The 22156-nt window shown below is 57.6% G+C and carries 16 protein-coding genes; 6 read left to right on the top strand and 10 right to left on the bottom strand.

Translation table 11 applies throughout. From position 1 onward, the window contains the following. Positions 1-49: 49 nt before the first annotated feature. The 10 genes from RCAS_RS10950 to RCAS_RS10905 form a co-directional block, all read right to left on the bottom strand. Entirely contained in the window at positions 50-916 is an 867-nt protein-coding gene (locus RCAS_RS10950; RefSeq protein WP_012120639.1) for a WXG100 family type VII secretion target, read from the bottom strand. Between the two features lie 110 nt (positions 917-1026). Then, positions 1027-2439, bottom strand: a complete 1413-nt coding sequence (locus RCAS_RS10945) for a ubiquitin family protein (protein ID WP_012120638.1) — start codon at positions 2437-2439, stop codon at positions 1027-1029. A 119-nt stretch (positions 2440-2558) separates the two neighbouring features. After that, entirely contained in the window at positions 2559-4634 is a 2076-nt protein-coding gene (locus RCAS_RS10940) for a protein phosphatase 2C domain-containing protein (protein ID WP_012120637.1), read from the bottom strand. A 230-nt stretch (positions 4635-4864) separates the two neighbouring features. Further along, positions 4865-5902 (bottom strand): serine/threonine protein kinase, encoded by a 1038-nt coding sequence (locus tag RCAS_RS10935; RefSeq protein WP_012120636.1) that lies wholly within the window; start codon positions 5900-5902, stop codon positions 4865-4867. 9 nt (positions 5903-5911) lie between these two features. Then, positions 5912-7138 carry a VWA domain-containing protein gene (locus RCAS_RS10930; protein WP_012120635.1) on the bottom strand — a complete coding sequence of 409 codons (1227 nt, stop codon included), beginning with the start codon at positions 7136-7138 and terminating at the stop codon, positions 5912-5914. Beyond that, positions 7135-7983 carry an FHA domain-containing protein gene (locus tag RCAS_RS10925; protein WP_012120634.1) on the bottom strand — a complete coding sequence of 283 codons (849 nt, stop codon included), beginning with the start codon at positions 7981-7983 and terminating at the stop codon, positions 7135-7137. Before RCAS_RS10925 ends, RCAS_RS10930 begins: the two co-directional genes overlap by 4 nt. Next, on the bottom strand, positions 7980-12617 hold the full coding sequence (locus RCAS_RS10920) for an FtsK/SpoIIIE domain-containing protein (RefSeq protein ID WP_232280227.1): 4638 nt from the start codon (positions 12615-12617) through the stop codon (positions 7980-7982). Before RCAS_RS10920 ends, RCAS_RS10925 begins: the two co-directional genes overlap by 4 nt. Positions 12618-12752: 135 nt before the next feature. Then, the gene (locus RCAS_RS10915) at positions 12753-13034 is read right to left on the bottom strand and encodes a WXG100 family type VII secretion target (RefSeq protein WP_012120632.1); all 282 of its coding nucleotides are present in this window, start codon (positions 13032-13034) and stop codon (positions 12753-12755) included. Positions 13035-13104: 70 nt separating this feature from the next. Then, positions 13105-13806 carry an FHA domain-containing protein gene (locus RCAS_RS10910; protein ID WP_012120631.1) on the bottom strand — a complete coding sequence of 234 codons (702 nt, stop codon included), beginning with the start codon at positions 13804-13806 and terminating at the stop codon, positions 13105-13107. Between the two features lie 217 nt (positions 13807-14023). Then, on the bottom strand, positions 14024-15025 hold the full coding sequence (locus tag RCAS_RS10905; protein WP_012120630.1) for an AfsR/SARP family transcriptional regulator: 1002 nt from the start codon (positions 15023-15025) through the stop codon (positions 14024-14026). 988 nt (positions 15026-16013) lie between these two features. Between RCAS_RS10905 and RCAS_RS10900 the strand changes: the two genes are divergently transcribed. From RCAS_RS10900 to RCAS_RS10875, 6 genes are all read left to right on the top strand, one after another. After that, on the top strand, positions 16014-16736 hold the full coding sequence (locus tag RCAS_RS10900; RefSeq protein WP_012120629.1) for a GntR family transcriptional regulator: 723 nt from the start codon (positions 16014-16016) through the stop codon (positions 16734-16736). Next, entirely contained in the window at positions 16733-17881 is a 1149-nt protein-coding gene (locus tag RCAS_RS10895) for an extracellular solute-binding protein (protein ID WP_012120628.1), read from the top strand. The genes RCAS_RS10900 and RCAS_RS10895 overlap by 4 nt, the downstream gene beginning before the upstream one ends. Next, positions 17871-18653, top strand: coding sequence for an SDR family NAD(P)-dependent oxidoreductase (locus tag RCAS_RS10890; RefSeq protein WP_012120627.1), 783 nt, complete (start codon positions 17871-17873; stop codon positions 18651-18653). Before RCAS_RS10895 ends, RCAS_RS10890 begins: the two co-directional genes overlap by 11 nt. Positions 18654-18677: 24 nt before the next feature. Next, positions 18678-19919 carry an enolase C-terminal domain-like protein gene (locus tag RCAS_RS10885; RefSeq protein ID WP_012120626.1) on the top strand — a complete coding sequence of 414 codons (1242 nt, stop codon included), beginning with the start codon at positions 18678-18680 and terminating at the stop codon, positions 19917-19919. A 39-nt stretch (positions 19920-19958) separates the two neighbouring features. Further along, the gene (locus RCAS_RS10880; protein WP_012120625.1) at positions 19959-20981 is read left to right on the top strand and encodes an ABC transporter permease; all 1023 of its coding nucleotides are present in this window, start codon (positions 19959-19961) and stop codon (positions 20979-20981) included. Positions 20982-21057: 76 nt separating this feature from the next. Beyond that, complete coding sequence (locus RCAS_RS10875; protein ID WP_012120624.1) at positions 21058-22152, top strand: sugar ABC transporter substrate-binding protein; 1095 nt, start codon at positions 21058-21060, stop codon at positions 22150-22152. Positions 22153-22156: the final 4 nt, after the last annotated feature.

The raw sequence follows: 22156 nt of genomic DNA, 5'->3' as shown, positions 1-22156 counted from the left end.
ACGATTTCTTGCAGGCTTTCGCGGATTATTCTGAGTATCGTTTGCGCACTCACATTGCACGCCTGCCCAAGATGAAACTTACATCATTCGGAGATATCGGGTTGCCATCAATCGATGCCACCTTTCCGTCTTCACCAACCCGCAGAGCGATAGTGCGCGTAGTTGGCGGAGTATGTGTACCCCAAACTATCTCACCGTTATTCTCAACAGGTTTTGCCTCACTAATGGTCACCCTCAGCGTGCCATCCGGATCGCGCTCTACTTGCTCCACGTAGGCCACATGCCCGTCTGAGGAGTAGGCTCCCTTCAATAGTCCTGCCTCGAATACCATGATCGCCCCCTTCGATCCTACTTCTGGCACGTCGCTGATCACATATCCGGCGTTGCGAGCGGCTTCGTTCCATTCATGCGCATTGGGCCACCTCTTCATATCATCCAAATTGACCCGCCGTAAAACGTAGTTGGTGCAACCGGCCGTGTCTTGCAATACGCCGGGCACGGTCGTGGGTCCGCTTTCAAACGGACGATAAGGCGGCGGTTGCTGACCATTTATCGCGCCATCACCTGGCGGGAGCGGCGATTTCGGCATCGTATCGACGCCTGGAGCGGTTGGCGCCTTAGAACTAATCGCTGCACCATCGTTAAACCGGCTGCCTGCCGCCTCAAGATTGTGAGCAAACTGCTCGGTGCGCGCAGTCAGGTTTTCAAGCGCATTGATCGCAGGTGTAAACTGAGCCTGAATTCGCTCCCAGACTGCTTCGGCTTGTTGGCGATGCCGACCTGCCCATGGGCTGCTCTGCAAGGCTTGCATGGCTTGCCTCGTCCGTTGAAACGTTTCTTGCAGGTTTGCATTACCCTGCCGAAGGGAGGCAATGGTCGCACGAAGTTGTTCGAGATCGGCGCCGATTCGAGCCATTGTCAACCTCCTTTTACTTAGTGTTAGTACAGGCTATACTACGAGCCGGGTTTCCTTCCCCATTGTCCGACCGTGTATATTCAGGTGATAATGCCATCACCTCTCCTGTATCACTGTCGCCACTCCCCGATCATAATGGCGCGTCCCTTCGAGGGAACGCTGCGACCTCCTGGAATGATGCGCCCATTACGATCAAGCACGCTGATGGTCACTTCCTGATCGGCGCCAAGCCCGCAGAGACGGGCATTGCCGGCGTTATCGAATCGCCCTCTCAAGTTCGTGCCATCGACAACAAAACTCCATCCGCTCGCATTGGTCCGAACGATGCGCATCGAAATACATCCGGGCTGATCATCTTCGTTCAACTTGTAAACGAACAGTTTACCGGGGTTCGGCGTTGCGGTTGGCGCAGGCGGCGGCACACCCTCATCGAAAACTAACCATCGCGGCAAGTAGCCGGTCGCGCCGATGACCTTTGGATCGGCAGGATCGAGCGCATTGGTGAGAATACGCACGTGAACGGCGCCGTTTTCCTGGCTCAGAATTGCAACACGGTCGCCATTACTGATGACAACATTGCCCTGACTGGCAGGCAATCGGGTGCGCAACTCCGGTTCATTCCATAAATATGCGCCGAAACTGGTGCGTCCCTGAAAGAACAGCCGTTTACCCCGATCAAGATACTCGCGTTTGACCCCGACGACGGTCACGGCATCCGCGTCCAAGTTGACGAGTGTTGCTGTCGGGAACACAGCAAACGGTTGTGCCGGCGAAGCCGCTGTCGTGGGCAACGCCGCCACTGTCAACGTTGATGGCGGCGCCGACGCTGCGGTAGCCGCAGCCGTTGGCAGCGGCGCCAGCGTTGCGGTAGCAGGCAACCCATCCCTTGCCGTGGCAGCGGTAGCCGCAGCCGTTGGCAACGACGCCAGCGTTGCGGTAGCCGCAGTCGTTGGCAGCGGCGCCAGTGTTGCGGTAGCAGGCAATCCATCCGTTGCCGTGGCAGCGGTAGCCGCAGACATTGGCAACGGCGCCAGCGTGGACGTTGGTGATCGCTCAACGAGCATGTCAGACTTTACCGTCAGCGTCGGCTGTTGCGCCACTTGTGGGGATCGACGGACACTGAACAGGATCAGCGTTGCAACGATGCCGATGGTCAGCACGACGAACACGCCGCCGAGGAGCGCGTAAAGCCGGAGACGGTTGTCCTGCTTTGTCTCTGACTGATGCGATAGCCGCCGAGTGAGAGCAGGGGTCTGTTCCCACCAGGGAGCATCAACATTCGCCAGATAGAGATTGCCACCCTGATCGTATCCCGCCTGCCGCAGCGACATTTCGCGGCTCAGGCGGCGGGTATGATCGGCGTAGAGTGCGTACTGGACACGTCGTCCATGCTGGTCAGTCGACGGCAACCTGTGCTCCTGCACTAACCGGTCAATAAGACGATAGATCGGTTCGTCTGTTGACAGTTCGACAGGCATTGACCGTCCGGCCTCAAGATGAAGGGTGTATGACTGCTGTGCCATCTATGACTGCCTCGCAACTTCAAAAAGTTATAGTCAACGTTGCTCCGTGCCAGATGCATGGTGATAAAGACTGAAAACAGAACTCTATGGCATCGCAGACGCTTCAGTTGCCAGCACCATCAGTTGCCAGACCCGCCGCCCGTACCGCCGGAGCCGCCCGTACCGCCCGTACCGCCGGAGCCGCCGCCCGTACCGCCGGAGCCGCCATCAGAACCGCCCGTACCGCCGGAGCCGCCATCAGAACCGCCCGTACCGCCGGAGCCGCCATCAGAACCGCCCGAACCGCCGGAGCCGCCCGTACCGCCCGTACCGCCGGAGCCGCCCGAACCGCCCGAACCGCCCGAACCGCCCGAACCGCCGGAGCCGCCATCAGAACCGCCCGTACCGCCGGAGCCGCCATCAGAACCGCCCGTACCGCCGGAGCCGCCCGTACCGCCGGAGCCGCCCGAACCGCCCGTACCGCCCGAACCGCCCGTACCGCCGGAGCCGCCATCAGAACCGCCCGTACCGCCCGAACCGCCCGTACCGCCGGAGCCGCCCGTACCGCCAGAGCCGCCCGTACCGCCGGAGCCGCCGCCCGTACCGCCGGAGCCGCCATCAGAACCGCCCGTACCGCCGGAGCCGCCCGTACCGCCCGTACCGCCGGAGCCGCCCGAATTGTCGGGTGAAGGTCCGGGTGAAGGTGTTGTTGGCGTTGCCGATGGACCTGGCGATTTGGTAGGCGTGAGCGACGGAGCGGGCGCTGACAACCCCGGCGTTGGCGTCGCAGACGGCGCCGGCGGATTGTCTGGCGGAGATGGCGGTTTGTCGGGAGCAGAAGGCGGATTGTTCGGCGCCGGATTATGGTCAGGCGGCGCAGACGATGAGCGACTCTTAATCCTCAGCTTGATGGGGACTCCCGAACGAACCGGCTCACCCGGCCTCGGTTCGGTTGCAACCACATGATCAGACGGCGTTGCACTATCGTCTCGAACCTCTTCGATAACAGGCGCGACTTTGAGAACATCCTTGATAATCTGTTCCGCATCGCTACGCGATTTGCCGATAACGTTCGGCATTTTCAATTCAGGCGTTTGAGTCGGCGACGGATTATCGGCGCTGCTTACTTCTGTTACTACAGTTGTTGTTACAGGTGTAGCACTGATGAGAGTTGGGCGCATGGTTGGACGCGCCTGCCGGGTAGGGGCGGGAGTCGGCGTGTCGGTGGCGGTTGGCAGAGCACCCAGGGTTACCGTCGGCAATTGAGCGAGATCCGACGGGTTGTTATGACTGCCGGGAATAACAAGGTTCTGGGCTGCTGCGGTTGGGCGCACTGCTCCGCCACCGGTATCGGGCAGTGGGTTCAAGAAGGGAAGGGCAATGACAAACACAGCAAGCAGGATAGCGACCGGCAGGCTGATGATCAGCAAGCGCAGTCGTTTGCTCATATGTGGCGATACGGATGACACCGGCGGCGGAGCATTTCGCACCACAATTGCGCTGATATTATCGTGCCCGCCGCGACGGTTCGCCAGAGCAATCAGGGCGCGCGTGGCGGCGCTGGCAGTTTTGCCGTTCACGATCTCGGCAATCTCTGTGGGCTGCACCAGATCGGTCAATCCGTCGGAACAGAGCACCACTGCATCACCCTGCTGCAACGGCAAAGAGAAGACTGCCGGATACACGCGCGGATCGCCCATCGCCTGCGCCAGCGCAGTGCTACCGTCTGCTTCCCGACGAATATGCGCTTTCGTCAATCGTTGGGGCGACTGTCCATTGCGACACAGGAATGCCGGACTGTCGCCGACATTGGCAATGGTCAGGGTATCGTTGTGGATCAGAGCAGCAACGATAGTTGATGCCATGTTGTTGCGGCGACGTTGCGCTTCAGCATGCACCCTGTTGTTGGCGTGTTCAATAGCGGCACGCAGACGTTCAACCGGTTCTTCGGGCAACACACCGGCGGGATCGAAATAGAACACGCGCATCACTTCATCCACAACCATACGGCTGGCATCGGCGCCATCGGCGTTGCCGCCAACGCCATCGGCGACGATATAGAGACGACCATACCGCTCACGCAGCGCGCGGTCAATGGGTTGATGACGATCTGTTGTCCACTGATCGGCGCGCCCGATGCTATCCTGATTATTGGAACGCTGGCGACCACGATCGGTGCGCGCATCAATATCAAAACTGGCGGTGCTCGTGCTCATACGATTCTCCTATGTTATGACCGACAACGGATGCTGCGACACCGACTCCTGCGCCTACATCAGGATCAGGCTGTGCGTTGCAGGTTGGGCGCATAACAGTTTGCGTTGCACAACAGGAATAACTTCGTACTGCCAGAAAGCGCGCTCTTGTGCTTTGTTTGATTCTGCTATCGAGATGGCGATTAGAGACAGCGCGACGTTCGGATTCCAGCCCGTGCCAGCATCACCGGTTATGCCCCGGTTGCGGGCGAAAGGGCGGCCACAATCAGCACGATCAGTGCAATCAGCATCACCACACTGATGCCGATCCAGGAATATGGGATCGATAAGCGGGCAGGTTGCGACGGCATTTCTGGAACCGGATGGATTCGCGCTGCGTCACGCACATCTTCCCCATCTTGCGCCAGCGCGCGGCGCAACCGGTCGGCAAATGCTTCACAACTCTCATAGCGATGCGCCGGGTTGTGCGCCAGCGCGCGAATCAGCACGTCGGCGGTATGGATGCGATGATCCAGCATCTGCGTTATATCGTCATAACGGGTATCGCGCCAACGCTCAATCTGTCTCAGCGCCGCCGTTGCCTTATCCGGCAGCGGACGACGTCCGGTAAGCATGTGAAGCGCCACCAGCGCCAGCGCAAACTGATCCGATGCCGGAACTTCTTCGCCGGTGTACTGTTCTGGCGCCATATAGCCAGGCGTACCGAGGGTCTTTTCGTTGATCAGGGCATAATGTGGATGGCTCGCAATGCTGAAATCAATCAGCACGGCGTTGCCAGACGCGTCGATGAGAATGTTTGATGGTTTGACATCACGATGGATAATCGGACTGTAGGTTGGATGTCCGCTGTGCAAATAGTCAAGCGCGCTGGCAATCTGCGAGATAACGCGAACCACGAAGGCAGCCGGTTGCGGGGCGCCTTTGCCTACCGGCAGCGGCATGCGATCGCCAATGATGGCGTCCAGCCCGCGCGCTCCTTCGACCAGCCGCGTCGCCAGGTAGTAGGGCGGCTGGACGAGATTATCGGCAACGTACTCAACAATGTGCGGATGGCGCCGATGATGCGTCATTTCCCGCAGGAGCGTCTGTTCGTTGGTAAAATAACCAAACACTGTCGGATCACGCTGTTTTGAACGCGCCAGCACCTTAAGTGCAACCATAGCACCGTTGCGATCACGCGCCTGGTACACCTCGCCGGTGAGACCTACGCCAATCAGTTCTATCACTTCAAATCTGCCCAGTTTCGACGGAACCGGAAGTTCAGGCATAATGGCACCTCAGCGTTGTGTCTTTCCTTTCAAACCGGAAGAAGATGTGCTCAACCAGAACATCGCACCGCTGATCAGCGTCAGAAAGAGTGAAAGGAACAGCGCAATCGGCACAGCAAACACAAAATATTGTCGCAGAAGCGCATCTCCAAGCGGCGTCAACCGGATGCCGCTATCGGCGCCGGCATATGTGAGCGGAAACTGATAGATCAGCCGGTCTGGCGCATTCACTTCCAACTCCAGCGAGTGCGGTTTGCCATCATCGATAATCTGCGTGCTGTAACGGACACGATACAGTGCAGCAGGTCGCGGCTCAGCAACACGCAGAAAGGCATCCCCTGCGGCGCGCGCGTTGGGTCGTTCAAGGTAGATGCCGCCGGTCGCTTCGGCGAGTTGTTTCAGGCGGAAGCCATTACTCTGCAACGCCTTATCCGTTCCAAAACCAAACGCAACAATCCGCACACGCCGCTGCTGCGCTTGTGCGATCAGCGCTGTGAACGTGTCGCCGGTCAGCGCGTCGCCGCCATCGCTCACCACCAGCACTGCTGCTTCGGCGCCGCGTTGCTGCGCATCACGCGCCGTTGCTTCGATAGCCGACTGAATGGCGGCGTTCAAGCTGGTTTTTTTCTGGCGAATCGGCAGACTCTGCCGCAGTGTGTTAATCACAGCATACCGATCTTGCGTAAACGCCGGCAGGGTCTCTGGCTGCAATGACTGATCCGGCTGATCGACGGGGATAAAAAGCCCGATGTGCTCTATGTTGCCTGGCGAGCGAGTGCGCGGCGGTGGCGGTTCGCCTTCCTCCAGCAAGAATGCTTCGATAGCGGCACGCCCCTCGCCAATGCTGTTGCGCGCCTGTGCACCGCTCCCATTGAGCAGTTGCGTTGCATCGAATACAATCCCGATGCTTGCGCCTGTGGTCGTCAGCATAAAGGATGCGCCGCCGTTGCTCAGCGCAACGCTCTGCACCGGCGTTTGTGCATCGGCGACGATGGACTCCATATCGAAGTCGGCGACCGGACGCCCATCTTCGGTCAGACGAATGGCGCTTCGATCAATCCCGGCAATGCGGTTGCCCGCCGCGTCACAGACGCTAAACTGGACCACGACGTTGGGAAATTCCATCTGTGCCGCATGCACCTCTATCCCGCGACACCCCTGAGATTGCGCATACGCTGATGGCGTCAACAGCGTCAGCATTCCCAGGATGGCACAGAGCGCAAACAGACGCCTCATGACTGACCTCCTGCGGGAGAACGCTCATAGATCAGTTCCACCGACTCTGGTTCGGATGGAACGCCGAGATAGATATAATCGCCATGGCGTAACTCAAACGGGTCGCCGTTCAGTTCAAACTCGCGTCCACTGCGCTTGACGAACGTGCCATTGGTGCTTCCCAGGTCGACGAGAAAGACCGTATCGTTCTTCACCTCAAGACGCGCGTGCTTACGCGACACGACCGGATCGGTGACGACAATGTGCGCTTCAACTTTGCCAATAATTGCGCTGTTGATTACGCTGAACTTCGCTCCTTGCTGCGCTCCGCCGCGTGTAACCGTGAGAACGCCATATTTTGAGTTGGCAACCCGCGCTTCACGTGACGGTCCGAAAGCGCGTGTCATCGCCTTTGAAAAACTCTGTGATATGGACTGAATGCTCTGGATTACCTGTGGCGGCGCGTACCCGCCGACCAGGATGGCGGCGATGAGCGTCACGAACGCCAGTGATGCGCCGACGATGCCAAGTGTGGCGACCTGACTGAGGTACGCACCGATCTGAAGGGCAACGGTGCGGCTGATCTGCTGTTCGCTCGCCGGCATGCCGAACCCGACGCGCGCCAGCGCATCGGTCAGGTTGGTGCTGACATAAAACGACGGCGCCACCAGAATCGTCGGCAGGCTGGCGACGCAGAGCCAGAGAAACATCTTCGGCAGCTGACGAGTGCGACGCAGCGCCAGCCACATCAGGAAATAGGCGCAGGCCGAAATGATCGTGGCCGGTAATACGGCAACAGAGTACCACCAGGCGTTGCTCATCTGCGCATACTGCTCGAGATAGCGCCACAGTTCATACTCGGTCATAACTCCCTCCGGTTGTCCGACTCTTGATTGCCGTCCGAGGATTGAATGGCAGCAGAGGCGCCATTGCTAAACGCAGTAACCGTCTGTAAATCCGGCAACTGACCGACCTCGCCACGCAACGGATGATCGCCGTCGATGCACTCCGGCACTGCGCACAGGTCGGTGATCGCCGCGCCGTCAACAAACTCGCGGCTGTCGGCTGTGCCGCTCATCGCAGAATGGTCGTCGGCAGCGACGTTTTGTGGCGGACAGACCAGCGTATTGAGCAGATCGGAGGTAGCCAGGGCGACCTGCACCAGCATCTGTTGTCCGCGCACCAGCGCCAGTCCACGACCTGGAGGAAACTGCGCCTTTGCCAGGGTTTTCGTCCACTTGACGCCAACTCCGGCAATATTCGGCGTATCGCTTCCCGCCTCAACCGGTTTGCCCAAATACAGCCCGCAGCGTTCTGTGCGAATAGCCTTGACCAATTGATTATTCTGCAAGGACGAAAAATCGGTGGCTGCCAGGATCACATGGAATCCGATATCGCTGCCACGCATAGCATAAGATGCCAGGGACGCCAGGTACTCCGGCTCCCTACCAATCATCAAGTCGAGGTCATTGACTACCAAAACCAGGCGTGGCTCGGCAACTCCATCCTTCACCCGTTTCTGCAAATCATCGAGCAGCGCCATGCACAACCCCGCCAGTTCGGCTTCAGTCGTCACGAGTGTGACCGCGCGTTGCTCCCCCTTGGCATTCGCAAATGAGGTCGGGGCAGGCACAGGATGATCGGGTATTTTGACAGGGTATTCGCCCGCAAAGGGTGATTTAGCGAAAATGTCCAGCGTTTTGCGACGATAATCAACCAGAACGAACCGGGTTTGATCCGGTGTCGAGCGCAGCGCCAGCGCACAGAGGATGGCGCGCAACGCTTCGGATTTGCCGCTATCCGGTCCGCCGGCAATCAACAGATGGTTCATACCGCCATCGAAATCGAGCAGCACCGGACGCAGCGTAAGATTATCGCGCGCAAAGGGAATAGCCGGAGGCGTCGTCTCGTCAAGGAGTTCTTTGAGTTCGATGCGTTCCGGCAGTAGACGCAATGGGTGCGGCAGAGAAAAGGAGGAAAGGGCGCGATAGCGACGCGCAGCAATCTTGATCGCATGCGCAAGTTGCTGCTCCTCGAGATTGGTATACCGCATCATATCATCGGGCTGCCTGCCGCGCGCGTACTGCTGCGTGTCGCGCAGCGCCGGAAACGCAATATGCAACTCCACCGGACCGTTGGACGTGCGCAAGAACGCGCGCCCTGGTTGATCGGCGCGAATGCGAAAAGCGACCTTTTTGCCAAGCAGAGCATCGGAGTCGTTCTCATCACTGACGCGCAAGACAATACGGGTCTCAAACAATCCCTGCCAGCGACTGACTTCCTTTGCCGTTCCTGCTGTTGCGACAAATGCGATACCGTATGATCGCGCTTCCCGAATGATGGCGAGGAACGACTCGATCGTCGATTCAGGTTGAGCGTCGACCAGATCGGCAATAGTGTCGATCACCACAAGAATGACCGGCGGCGGCGACGGCAATGATGGATTGCGCGAGTGGCGCTGACGATAGTCGTGAAGCGTATCAGCGCCATATTCCCGGAACAACCGCCGACGATCCTCAATTGCGGCATCGAGTTCAACCAGCAACCGCTCGATGCGCGCACTGTCCTGGGGAGTCAGCCTGTCAGCAAGGTGAGGCAGAACCCGGTCGCGTGGATCATCGGCAGGCTCCGTCGACAGCGCCATGCCACAACCGCGTCCGTTGGAATCGATGGTGTAGATCCAGAGGTCCTTCGGCGAATGATTAATCGCTAACGCCAGCATGAGGGTGCGCAGCAACACTGTTTTGCCCGAACGCGGCGCGCCGACCACCAGCACATTGCCGTGTTCGCCTATCAGATCGAGCACCAACGGCCGCTGCTCAGCGCGCGTTGGATAGTCGAGCAGACCGACTGGCGCTTTCATCCAATGGTCCGCCGGCGCCTGGTCGAGAAGCGTCACCAGTGGAATGTCAGCGGGCAGCGGCATCGTCCAGACACGATACTTGCTGGCAGCATACTGCGGACTGCGCGCTTGTTCCATTGCCTGCGCAATCAGAGCCAACTCGGTATCAACCTCATGTTTTCCCTGCAACTGCGCCACCATGGTGCGGATGATCGCTCGTCCTTCATCAGTCGGACTGACATCGGCGTGTTGACAAACCTCAAGATAACGTCTGAGGGCATTGTCAATAATGGACTGAAACGTCCGACGATCATCAGACACCGGCTGTGGCAGTTCACGGCGTTGCAGCGCCTGCTCATACTGATCAAGCACCTTTACCACCATAGCATGGAGTGCATTTGCATCATGATGGTAGTGGTCACATATCGAAGCCACGCTATCGACAAATCGCTCAATGCCAAGGTCTTGGGCGCTGATCACCCGTCGTCGACCGGTGATGTCAACTTCGCCATACGACTCGCCCTGTTCAAACGGTTGATAAGGAATCGTAACGCGCGCCGACTGAAAAGCGACTACCTGCTTATTGACCCGGAAGTAACCACGTCCTGGGGTTTCGGTCGTCAGATATGCCGCATCGGGGATCGACACCATCGTTTTGCTGTCGTCCGGGGAGGTGACGCGCAGAGCAATCCAATACGTCAGATTGCGGAGCAATCCTTCCTTGACCTGTGATGGTTGCTGGGTGGCGAACAAGAGATGGACACCAAGGCTACGTCCTTGTTTGGCAACCCGAATCAACTCATTGACAAAGTCCGGGTAATCGCGCACCAACTCATCGAACTCATCAATCACGATCATCAGATTCGGAATGTGCTCGAGGGAGGGTTCGCTGCGCTGCTTGCGGCGATACTCACGAATATTTGCGGCGCCAACCCGTTGTAGCCGGTTTTTGCGGCGATCAAGTTCACTGTTGATCGCCAGCAGGGCGCGTTCTGCCTGGTATCCTTCGAGATCGGTGACCATGCCGACGGTGTGCGGCAGGTTCTCAAGGTCCTTGAACGTTGCGCCACCTTTGAAGTCAATCAGCATCAGGTTCAGGCGATCCGGGCTATGCAGCACTGCCAGCGACATCAGGAAGGTGAGCAGGAATTCACTCTTACCGGAGCCGGTCGTGCCGGCAACGATGCCATGCACGCCATGGAATCCTTCGTTGAGGTTGATCAGCAAACGATCCTGATGCACATCAGGTCCGGTCATGCCGACAGGCGCCGGATGCCAGCTATCAGATGGATTTTCCGGGTCGCACCACCAACTGTCTGGCTTATAACTTTTCAACTCTCCAAGACCCAGGATGGTCGAGAAACGCACACTACGTGGCAGTTCACGGCGCGCGTCTAGCATGACCTGTGTGACGGTCGCCAGACGACGCGCCAGACGGTCGCTATCATCGCGCGATACGGTATCGGGAATGAACTTCTGATACCCGCCACCAACTCCGGCAAAAGCCAATGTTGATCGTGATGCCAGTTCGATGTAACCGTCGCAATCGCCTGGCGTCTGCCGCGCGTCGTTGACCAGGCACAACACACTGAATTTCAAATCGCGTCCGCGCACGATCAGGTCGCCAAACATGTCGTCACGGGCGCCAAAATCCGGGTAACTGTCGAGGATGACGACCACGTGCGGCCGGTTGGCGGCGCCATACTCGCTGCGCTGGCGCAGTTCACGCTGAAGGCTCTCCCTCACCTGGATCAAATGCTCAGGATCGCCATCGTAGCGCGCCAGCAAACGATATGACTCATCATCAAAAGCGCGCGTATGCGGAAGCCAACGCAGCCATGACCAGAAGGAATCGAAGCGGATACTCCAGAAAGCCGCCAGTCGAACCTCATTTGGCGCATGATGCACCACGATCTGCCAGACGAGCGCATAAACGAACGATATAACCCTTTCATCACTACCGGCAATGCCCATCGATCCACGCTCGCGCAGCGGCAGGGTCACCGGAACATTGCGGACGATGGAGAACTCGCGCGCCAGATCGAGCGCCTGCCGCAGTTCTGGCGAGTACTGAAACTGATTGGCGCGCGGCGGCTTAATGGCAATGCTCGTGGGAAGATCGCCACGCCCGACGCGGAGTCGCAGAAAGTCGTCATCATGTGGGCGGCGTTCCCAGAGGCGCGCTTCAGGCAGCGCATCAGCGCCGCGTCCGCCAGCAATATCCATTAATGCGGCAGGGTCAGGATCATTCTCTTCACGCACACGGCGCTGATCGTCATCAAGGCGTCGCAGATGGGCGCGCACCTGCGCAAGCGTCTCGGCATAGGCATTGGCGTACTCAAGACGTGCCCGCTCCTGAACACGACGCTGTGTGATATAATTCCAGACGCCAAATCCAACGCTGACAAACGAGATAATGATGATCGGGAGCGAAAACCAAACGCTCCCGCCTTGCCCGCCGCGCGCCACCAGCGCAATCAGGTAAAACACGCCGGTCACCGCCGGAATCAGAATAAAGCCGAGACTCGCCGAGAGCGCGAGGGGCGGAGGCGCGGGGGGCGCAGGAATTTCGATCTCATCGGTCGGTAGGATGCGAAGGATGCGTGGCGGTCGGTTAAATGTCTCTGGTCCGCCTGTGTCATCCTTCGAAGCCCGCATATCAGAAGGCGCCAGCATAGGTTGTCCGTGGTTGCTGGAAAGCGTAGTGCGTGTAGAAAGAAGTGATTGGCGCGAAGACACAAGACCTTCCGATGCGCTCACGGATGTAGTACCTCCGCGCCTTTGAAGGAGCGCTTAAGCGCTTACAAACGACCGGTCCACCGACTCGAACTCGTCAGCCTCGCGGCGCAACCCGTTTGCCAGACCCTGCAACTCTTCCATCATATTGCGCAGGCGATTCGTCCACTGATCCCACTCTGCCTCAAACTGCTGACGACTCTGCCCCGACCAGGTCGCCAGCACTTCGTTCACCGAACCCATCATGCGGCTCAATTCACCCTCAATTGTTCCCTTACATCCATCAAAGGTGGATGCAGTCGAGCGTGCCTGTTCTGGATCAAGACTGATCGGCGCCATCGTGATGAAACCTCCTCTGTAATGCGATGACAATATGTGCTATCACGGCGCTATGCGACCGGGAGAGCCGCTACTGCTCAATCAGTTCAACGGTGACGCTCCACCCGCCTTGCCCGAGAACAATCGTCGTTCCTGGCGGCTGAATAACAGACGTCTGTCCATGATTGAGCACCTGACCATTGACATAGGTTGGCTTGTGAGCGCGAATGTACCACTGTTCGTGCTGTCGAAAAAGATCACAATGGCGGGTACGACTGACATGCATCAAGCGCGAGTTGTACCCACTGAAGACACGCGCTTTCTCCGCAAGAACCATCGCTGACGGAAGTTTTTCCGACAGATAGTTGCGGTTCAGTTCCAGGTAATCTCCCTGCACGACGACAACACAGTTCGGCGCCAGTTGAAGCCGACAGACGTATGATCGCGACGGCGTAACCGGCAATTTACGGCGGGGCAACCGATCGGTGCCAGATTTCTGCGGCGGCGTCTCGGTCGCCTTGGTCTGCCACCAGGGCGCTGTAACATTAGCAATGTAGACACGGCCAGCACGAATCCGCGCCTGCGCCAGCGTTTGCGTGTCTTGAATGCGTTCCCGTTTCTCCTCACGGTCCCGATACAGACCATACTCAATACGTTGCTCTCGCGCATCATAACGTGGCAGGTTCAGTTGGACGACTAAGGTTTCGATAACTTCACTAATCGTTTGATATGGTGCGCGAACGACCGTTTTGCACTGAGATGGTCCCCAGCACACTTCAAATTCATATTCCATGATGCAGGTCTCTTCAAATAGAGAGTCGAACGTCAGAATAAAACGTATCTATCAAAGAACGCTGCGCATATTGCCGCAGGGCGCGATACACTCGTCACCGCACTGGCATGCGCCGCCAGACCGATACAACTATATACGCCGATTTTCGGATCGTTTTCGGTTAATTTGTCATAAGTTATGTCGGATCGGCAGCGCGACAACACCATTGATACACCGGTCACCGAGAGGAATGTGCGTTCATCCAAAGCACGACCGGGTCTTCAGCATCGGGTGGAACGCCAAGGGAGCGCAGATAGCGCCAGTACTCGCGTTTCACCTCATTGATCCGTCTCTGGCGCGCCAGGCAACGCAGTTTCCAGAGCGTGATTGCGCTATCGGAAGGATCAAACCGAAGACCCTGACGACAGAGCGCGAGACACCGGTCATCATTGCCATTCTGATACTCGTGTTCTGCCTGACGTTCGATCGCATTAAGGAACGCATTGAGTAACTCGACCCGTCGTTCCTCGATGTCATCGGCAGCCATCTTGATCATTGCCATATAGTTACCGTTGTAGAGGGCGCATGCGTGACGATAAATCGGCGCCGCCGTCGCAAGATCGCGCTCACTTTCCGTTTGTTCGGCGACATGGATTGCCTGTTCAAATGCCTGGACATCACTCGTATACGCCGTGGGTTTCAGGATGTAGCGCCCGTCTGCATACACCAGCGCGCGCTCTGCCAGTTCTGAACCGCCAAATTGTTCAATCGTGCGGCGCAGCGCAGTAATGGTGCGTGCCAGAGCGCCAGCGCTGCCGGTTGAGTCCCACACGGCTGCCAGTATTTCTTCCGACGTGGCGCCGTGGCGCCCACGATGCACCAGATATGCCAGAACAGCCTGGACTTTGCGACTACCGGCGCGACTCCCGTTTGCTTGCGCCCAATGATGCGGCAGAATCTCCTGGTTGCCGACATAGACATGGAATGTGCCCAAACATTCGATGTGAATCCCGCGAAAAGGGCGATACGCTGCGGGGTGCCCGCTATGACGCTCCAGCACGCGGAGCGCTTCTGTTGCTTCGCGGCACGCATCCGGGTCGCTCGCGCCAAGACGACGACGTAACAGAGTAAAGGCGTGGGTGCCAAAGGTCGTCATCAGGATCAGCGTCGCCTGACGCTGAACCATCTCATCAGCGTAGAGCAAAAGCGGCAGGCACAGATCAAGCAAGTCGTGTCTCATGAGCAGATGATGCGTAACCTGTCTCGATCCCGGTCATATCGTGGGAATACGCTCGTCGAACAGCAAGACGCCGCCTTCGGTATCATCGCAAGCGCCAGCGAAGCCCTCTTCTCACGTGCGGGAAGGTGCTGCGGCGCCGGCGCGCCTTGCAATGATACGATTCGAGGTCAGCGTTCATCAGCGACGAATTGCACAAAGAATGTACTGCTGTACCTGCCTTGTGCCAGTCTGCTTGCGTGAGGGAACGTAAGCAGTGCGCTACGTACACCGAAACGGGTCCAGTAGTAAAAATGGAGTGATACGCCCGCTTTTGAGATTATATCATAACAAATAGCGGTAGACAATACCTTATGTAAGAGCGGTAGAGCTTTTAAAAGAATTAATTTTTGGGTCAAATTAAGCCATCATCATTGTTGCGAAGGTAATGGAGATGCAGCCACAAAGCGTTTTACAGGCGTTCCAGGCTATCCCGTATCCACGTGGGAGGCAAGGACAGACATCGCCCCATTAGCGACCTCGCGGATGACACCCGCGTCACAACGACGCCCGAATCCACGTGGGAGGCAAGGATGTCTATAGACCCTCTATGAGCGATGGGCGATGTTGCTTTTGGCAGCCATGCACGGAGAGCGTTCCTTGCGAGGGAAGTGGTAATGGGCGCGTGAACGAGACAAGACACCACTCCCATATCCACAATTGAGATTGCGAGTGGCTGAACGAATTCCGGTACTGACCACCGTTTGGCATGCCTTGAGTCGATGGCACGGGGGAGCGCTGGAGCAGGCCTGAGTATTGCGGCAGTATCCCTCCCCTTCCATCCCCGACGCCCGGCGCGCAATTTCTGCTCAGCCTTCATTGGCTTTTACCTGATTGCGCATCTCAATGATAAGACTTCTAAGAAGCCCTACCCGCATTTTTGCGGCGCTTGACAAAAATCCTATAGCATGTTACCCTAATCATATAGGATTTATCATCGTCTCCGCACGCAATGACCGATCACAAAACTGTCCTGGCCGACACGGTCTACGAATCCCTCAAAGCCCGCATTATGGAGCAGGTTTATGCACCGTGCGAACGGCTAAATATCGATGCATTAGCCCTTGAGCTTAGCGTCAGTCCGACACCGGTGCGTGAGGCGCTGGCGCGGCTTGCAGCAGAGCGCCTGGTCACTTTCGAGGCATTCAAGGGGTATCGGGTTAGTGCGCTGCTGACCAAAACACAGATTGCCCAGTTGATGCATGCACGTCGCTTGATTGAGATTGACGCCGCCCGTCTGGCGGCAACCTCTATGCTGGTGGCGGATCTCATCGCAGTGGAACGGTTGCTCCAGCGCATTCTTGATGAAAGCGCCCACATCGAGGTTCGTTCCTGGTCACAGGGGTACCGTCAGTTTAATCAGCTTGACCAACAGTTTCATGAGACGATCGTCAGCGCTGCCGGCAATGAGTTTCTCTTCAATGCGTATCGATCGCTCAATGTGCATGTCGAATTAGGGCGCTTTTACCGCGTCTTTGGCACAATCGAGCAGACGCAAACGTGCAAGGAGCACGCAGCGATCGTTCAGGCGCTGCGCTCCCGGCAGCCCGACCGCGCTGCCGCCGCTGTTGAGCGCCACCTGCACGCCACAGAAGAGCGCATCTTTCGGTTGATCGAGAACTCTGCATCGTCATCGAACCCATTGCGTTCCGCGAATATACGAGGTGAACAATGACCGTTCGCGTTGCGCTCATTGGCGGACCAATGTACAACGCACTCTATACTCGCCTGGATCAGTTCAGTCAGCAGAGCGGCGTTCAGGTGGAAGTCGCTTTTGTCGGCGATCATCCCGCCCTTAACACGTTCCTGGCGACAGATGCTGCGGCAGACTGTCATGTGGTATCAACTCACACCAAGTACGCCCCATCGCAGCAACGTCTCCTGGCGCCCCTCGACGAACTTTTGACGCCTGCTGAGTGGAGCGACTTTATGCCTTCACTCCTCGAATTGGCGCGCATTGATGGTCGGCTCTACGGCATTCCTCGCAACATCGATGTGCGCCTGCTGCACTATCGCACCGATCTGATTGACCAACCGCCCACCACGTGGGACGAGCTGCTTGACCTGGCGCGCAGGGTCAACCATCCGCCTGAATGGTATGGCTTTCTCTTTCCCGGCACAGAGTCAGGACTCTTTGGCACGTTCTACGAACTGGTCGAGAGCGCGAATGCCAGGCTGTTTTCCCCTGATCTGACACCGAATATCGAGAATGACGGCGGACGCTGGGCGCTAGGGTTTTTGCGCACCTGTTATGCGGAAGGACTGGTTCCGCCGGAGATTGTCACCTGGCACTATGATGAGGTGCATCTCTGGTTCCGCGCTGGACGTGCCGCGATGGTAGGAGATTGGCCCGGCTATTATGCCGATTATTGCGCCACCGACTCGCAAGTGCGTGAACGCTTTGCGCTTGCACTCTATCCTGCCGGACCGTCCGGGGGGGTGCGTGTGTATGGCGGCAGCCATACTTTTGCTCTGACCCACCGCGGGGTGGAGCAGACCGATGCTGTCGCGCTACTGCGCTTCCTCACCGCGCCCGAGCAGCAATTGCTGGAGGCGAAACAGGGTTCGACGCCGGTGCGCCATTCCGTTATGCAGCGGATCGAGCAGCATGCCACACCACACGAGCGCCAGCGTTGGGCGACCCTCGCCGCCGCTATTGAACGGGTGGTCATTCCCCCCAAATTTGAGCGGTATCCGCTGGTTGAGCAGGCGCTCTGGACAACTGTCCAGCAGGCGATGGTCGGCGCCATAGCAATTGACGAGGCCTTGCATCGGTTGACAGACCGGATTACCAGAATTGTGGCAGGCAATGATGGGTGAACTTGCAGAGAAGGTTATCTTTTTGACTGGCGGCGCTCAGGGGATCGGACGGGCGTGCGCCATTGCCTACGCCCGTGCTGGCGGCAGCGTTGTGATTGCCGACATCAACCTGGACCTGGCGAAAGCGACGCTGGAGCGTGATTTGCAAGGCAACGGACTGGCCATCCAGTGTGACGTGGCATCGTCCGAGTCTGTTCGCGCAGCAATCGAACAAACACTGGCGCACTACGGCAAAATTGACGCTATCCACAACAATGCTGCCATTTCCAGGCCATCAGCGCCGCTGCACGAAACCAGCGAAGAGCAATGGGATGCGCTGATGGCAACGAACCTGAAGAGCGTCTACTATACGACGTTTTACGGTATAGATGCGCTCAAAGCAAGCCGCGGCTGCATTCTGAACACTGCGAGCATGGTCGGCGTGCTGGGTCAGGAACGCCACGCGGCATACGTGGCGACGAAAGGGGCCATGATTGCGTTGACCAAAGCCATGGCGCTCGATTACGCATCCTATGGCATCCGCGTGAACGCGATCTGTCCTGCAGCGGTCTGGACACCGTTGCTGCATGAGTGGGTGCAGGATCAGCCCGATCCTGCCGCTGCCAGACAATTCCTTGATGGCATCCATGTGTTGGGATACTGCCCGGACGGTGATGTGGTCGCGGATGCTGCGGTGTTTCTGTTGTCGGAACGCGCCCGCTTTATTACAGGAGTCGCACTGCCGGTAAGCGGTGGTGCGGAGCTAGGGTATCGGCGCATTGCCGCCGGATAACGATTGAACCCTTCAGGAGACACAGTGAGATCAACGGTCATTACCGCAGTCCATGCCCGTGATGTTCGCTTTCCCTTAAAGCCGGGCGAGGGAGTGGACGCCATCCATACCAACCCGCAGTACGCCTACGCAGTCACGCTGCTCGCCACAAATACATCCCTGCGCGGCACGGGGCTGGCCTTCACGCTTGGCGCCGGCACCGAACTGGTCTGCGATGCTATCCGCATGCTGGCGCAGCCGCTGGAGGGACGCGAGATCGAAGAGTTGATGGCCGATTTCGGTCGTCTCACTCGTCAGATCGCCGATCATCCACAGATGCGCTGGCTTGGTCCCCATAAAGGCGTTGTGCATCTGGCGCTTGCCTCGCTGACGAATGCCTGTTTTGATTTATGGGCTAAAGCGCGCGGCGTGCCGCTCTGGAAACTGTTGCTCGATTTGACGCCAGAAGCGATCATGGCGCTTCTTGACCTGAGTTACCTGGAAGATGTCCTCACCCCGTCTGAGGCGATCAATATGCTGTATCGTGAAATGACTCACCGCAACGAACGCGCAGCAATTCTGACGCAGGGATATCCCGGCTATGACACCTCGGTCGGCTGGTTTCATTACGATGATCGGCAACTGATCGAAAATGCGCGGCGTGCTGCGGATGCCGGTTTTTCGGCTATGAAACTGAAGGTCGGCTCACCCGACCCAGCCCATGATATTCGTCGGGCGCTACTGGTCCGCGAGACGGTAGGACGCGACGTGCGCATCATGCTGGACGCCAACCAGCAATGGACGTTGCCGATGGCGCTGCACGCCTGTCAGGAACTTGCATCGATGCAACCATACTGGATCGAGGAGCCGACCCATCCCGATGATGTGATCGGACACCAAACGCTTGCGCGATCAATTGCGCCGCTTCGGCTGGCAGTCGGCGAACACCTTCCCAATCGAGTGGTCTTCAAAAACTATATGCAGGCCAATGCTGCTCATTTCATTCAAGCAGACTGCACGCGCGTCGGCGGGGTTAGCGAGTTCATCACGGTGAGTCTGCTCGCCAGGCGCTTCAACCTGCCGGTAGCGCCACACGTCGGGGATATGGGACAAATTCATCAGCACCTGACACTCTTCAACCGGATTGCGCTGGGACACGAGACCGTCTTTCTTGAGTATATCCCGCACCTGCGCGATCGCTTCCGCTACCCGGCACAGGTTGAAGATGGCGTCTATCGCACACCACAGGAGCCAGGCAGCAGCGCCGATTTAATCGATTGCACCTGACAGAACACGGTCGGAAGTTCTGGAACCGGGAGCACGAGTATGTCCAACAGCCAGGCAGACTCGAAAGCGCAGCGACGTGGTGCGTGGAATAGCGTCGGCAGCAGCGTGTTCAGCGCCTTCCGTCGAAGTGACGCCAGCGTCGTGCTGGCGGTTCTATTCCTGTTTGCACTTTTTTCCCTGAGCAATCCCAGTTTTCTAACCTCCTTCAATCTCTTCAACATCTCACGCACGGCGGCATTGTTTGTCTTTATCGCTTTGGGGCAGGCAATCGTCATTGTTGCTGGCGGCATGAATCTGTCACTCGGCGCCATTGGCGGGCTGACCGTGGTGGTCGCCGGCTGGTGCATGGATACCATGGGTTGGTCGCCGTGGGTCGGCGTTTCTCTGGCACTGCTGACCGGCATGCTCTGCGGGATGTTCAATGGTTTCATTGTTGTTAAGATGCGGCTGAATTCCTTTGTGGTAACGCTGGCCAGCCTGTTTATTTTCACCGGACTGATTCAAGGCATCTCGCAGGGCTTCCCTTACTCAAACATTCCTAAAGAGTTCACCATCCTGGGACGTGGCGATTTTATCGGCATTCCCTACCTGCTCCTCCTGGCCCTTGTTGTACTGATGGTCATGGAATATGTCTTCAAGTTCCGTATCGTGGGACGCCACCTCCTGGCTACCGGCGGCAACCCAGAGGCGGCACGTTTATCCGGTATTCGCACCGACCGTGTAATCTTTCTCAGCCATACCCTCTCCGGGCTGTTTGCTGCTATAGCCGGTCTGCTATGGGTTTCACGAATGGGATCGGCGCAGCCTTCAACCGGCGCAGACTGGCTCATTATCTCGTTCGCGGTCGCTATTATCGGAGGTACAGCTCTCAATGGCGGCGCTTTCTCCGCCCTCGGCATTCTGGCCAGCGCGCTTTTGCTCACATTGATCAGAAACGGGCTGATCATGCTCAACGTCAATGTGTATTTTGAGCAAACATTCCTGGGTCTCATTGTTTTGCTGGCCGTCTCTATCGAAAGCATTCGCCAGGCATTAAACAAACATACCAATCGTTCCCCTTGAATCATAGACGCCCGCGCTGGCTGTTCAATGGCAACAGTGGCTCATATATCACACCATCGTATCAAGGAGGATCGAGATGACGAAACAATGCAGGAACACGTTGTCAAGGCACATCACAGGACTGATGGCGTTAGCGTTCATCCTGGCGGCATGTGGAGATCCAGCAGCAACCGCTCCCACACCTGCCAGCATCCAAACAGAAGCAACGGGAGCGCCTCCTACTGTTGTCCCGCCGACAACCGGCGCGTTCAAGCCGGTCTGGTATGCGCCGGCGCCACACCCCTACTTTGAAGAAGTACGCAAAGGCGTAACAGCCTTCGAAGCCGACACCGGCATTAAGGTCGAACAACAGATCGGGCCCGACTGGACCCAGGGGAGCCAGAACCAGCGCATAGAAGCGCTGGCAGCGCAGGGATTCAATGCTTTCGCCGTCTATCCAGCCGATGCCAGCGGCGCCAACGGACTCTATGAAGAGTTGACAACAGCAGGCGCGCACATTATCAACTTCGGCACATCGACGGCACAGCCAACCACTGCCTCGTTTGCAGTGGCGACCGATGTCAAGGCGGCTGCCATGCAGGCGACGGAAGAGTTGATCAAAGCAATGGGAGGCAAAGGCAACATCATCAATGTGCTGGAAGTGCTCGAAGACCCTAATACAGCACTGCGCAAACAAGGAATCGAAGAGGTGGTCGCCCGTTATCCCGATGTGACCATCATTCAAGAGGTGGCGGGCATGACCAGCATTGAAACGGCGGTGCAAAAAATAAGCGATGCCCTGTCAGCCAATGTTGATCGGGTTGATGGAATCATCGCCACCGGCTATACGCCCAGTGTGGCTATCGCGCAGGTCTTGACCGAATACCGGGCCAGGGGAGGTCAACGTCAGATTCACGCCGTTGGCATCGATACTGACGAAGCGGTCATGAAGGCGATCGCTGACGGTGTGATGGACGGCACTATTGTTCAGAATCCATTCGGTCACGGATACCTGAGCCTGCTCCTGCTCAAGTATTTATCGGAAGGCTACAAGCCGAAAGCGGATGCATACTTCGTCAACGCCGGCTTTATCTTCGTCACAAAGGAGAATCTCGACACCTACCAGCAAGATATTCTTAAGGTCACCGAACAGATCAAGTCCGAAATGCTCGATAAGTATCTCGAACGCTAGCCAT

Origin of the sequence: Roseiflexus castenholzii DSM 13941 (assembly GCF_000017805.1) — a bacterium.
In the GTDB taxonomy this organism is placed as follows: domain Bacteria; phylum Chloroflexota; class Chloroflexia; order Chloroflexales; family Roseiflexaceae; genus Roseiflexus; species Roseiflexus castenholzii.
Note: the sequence above shows the minus strand (reverse complement) of the source record. Positions and strands in the feature narration are given on the sequence as shown.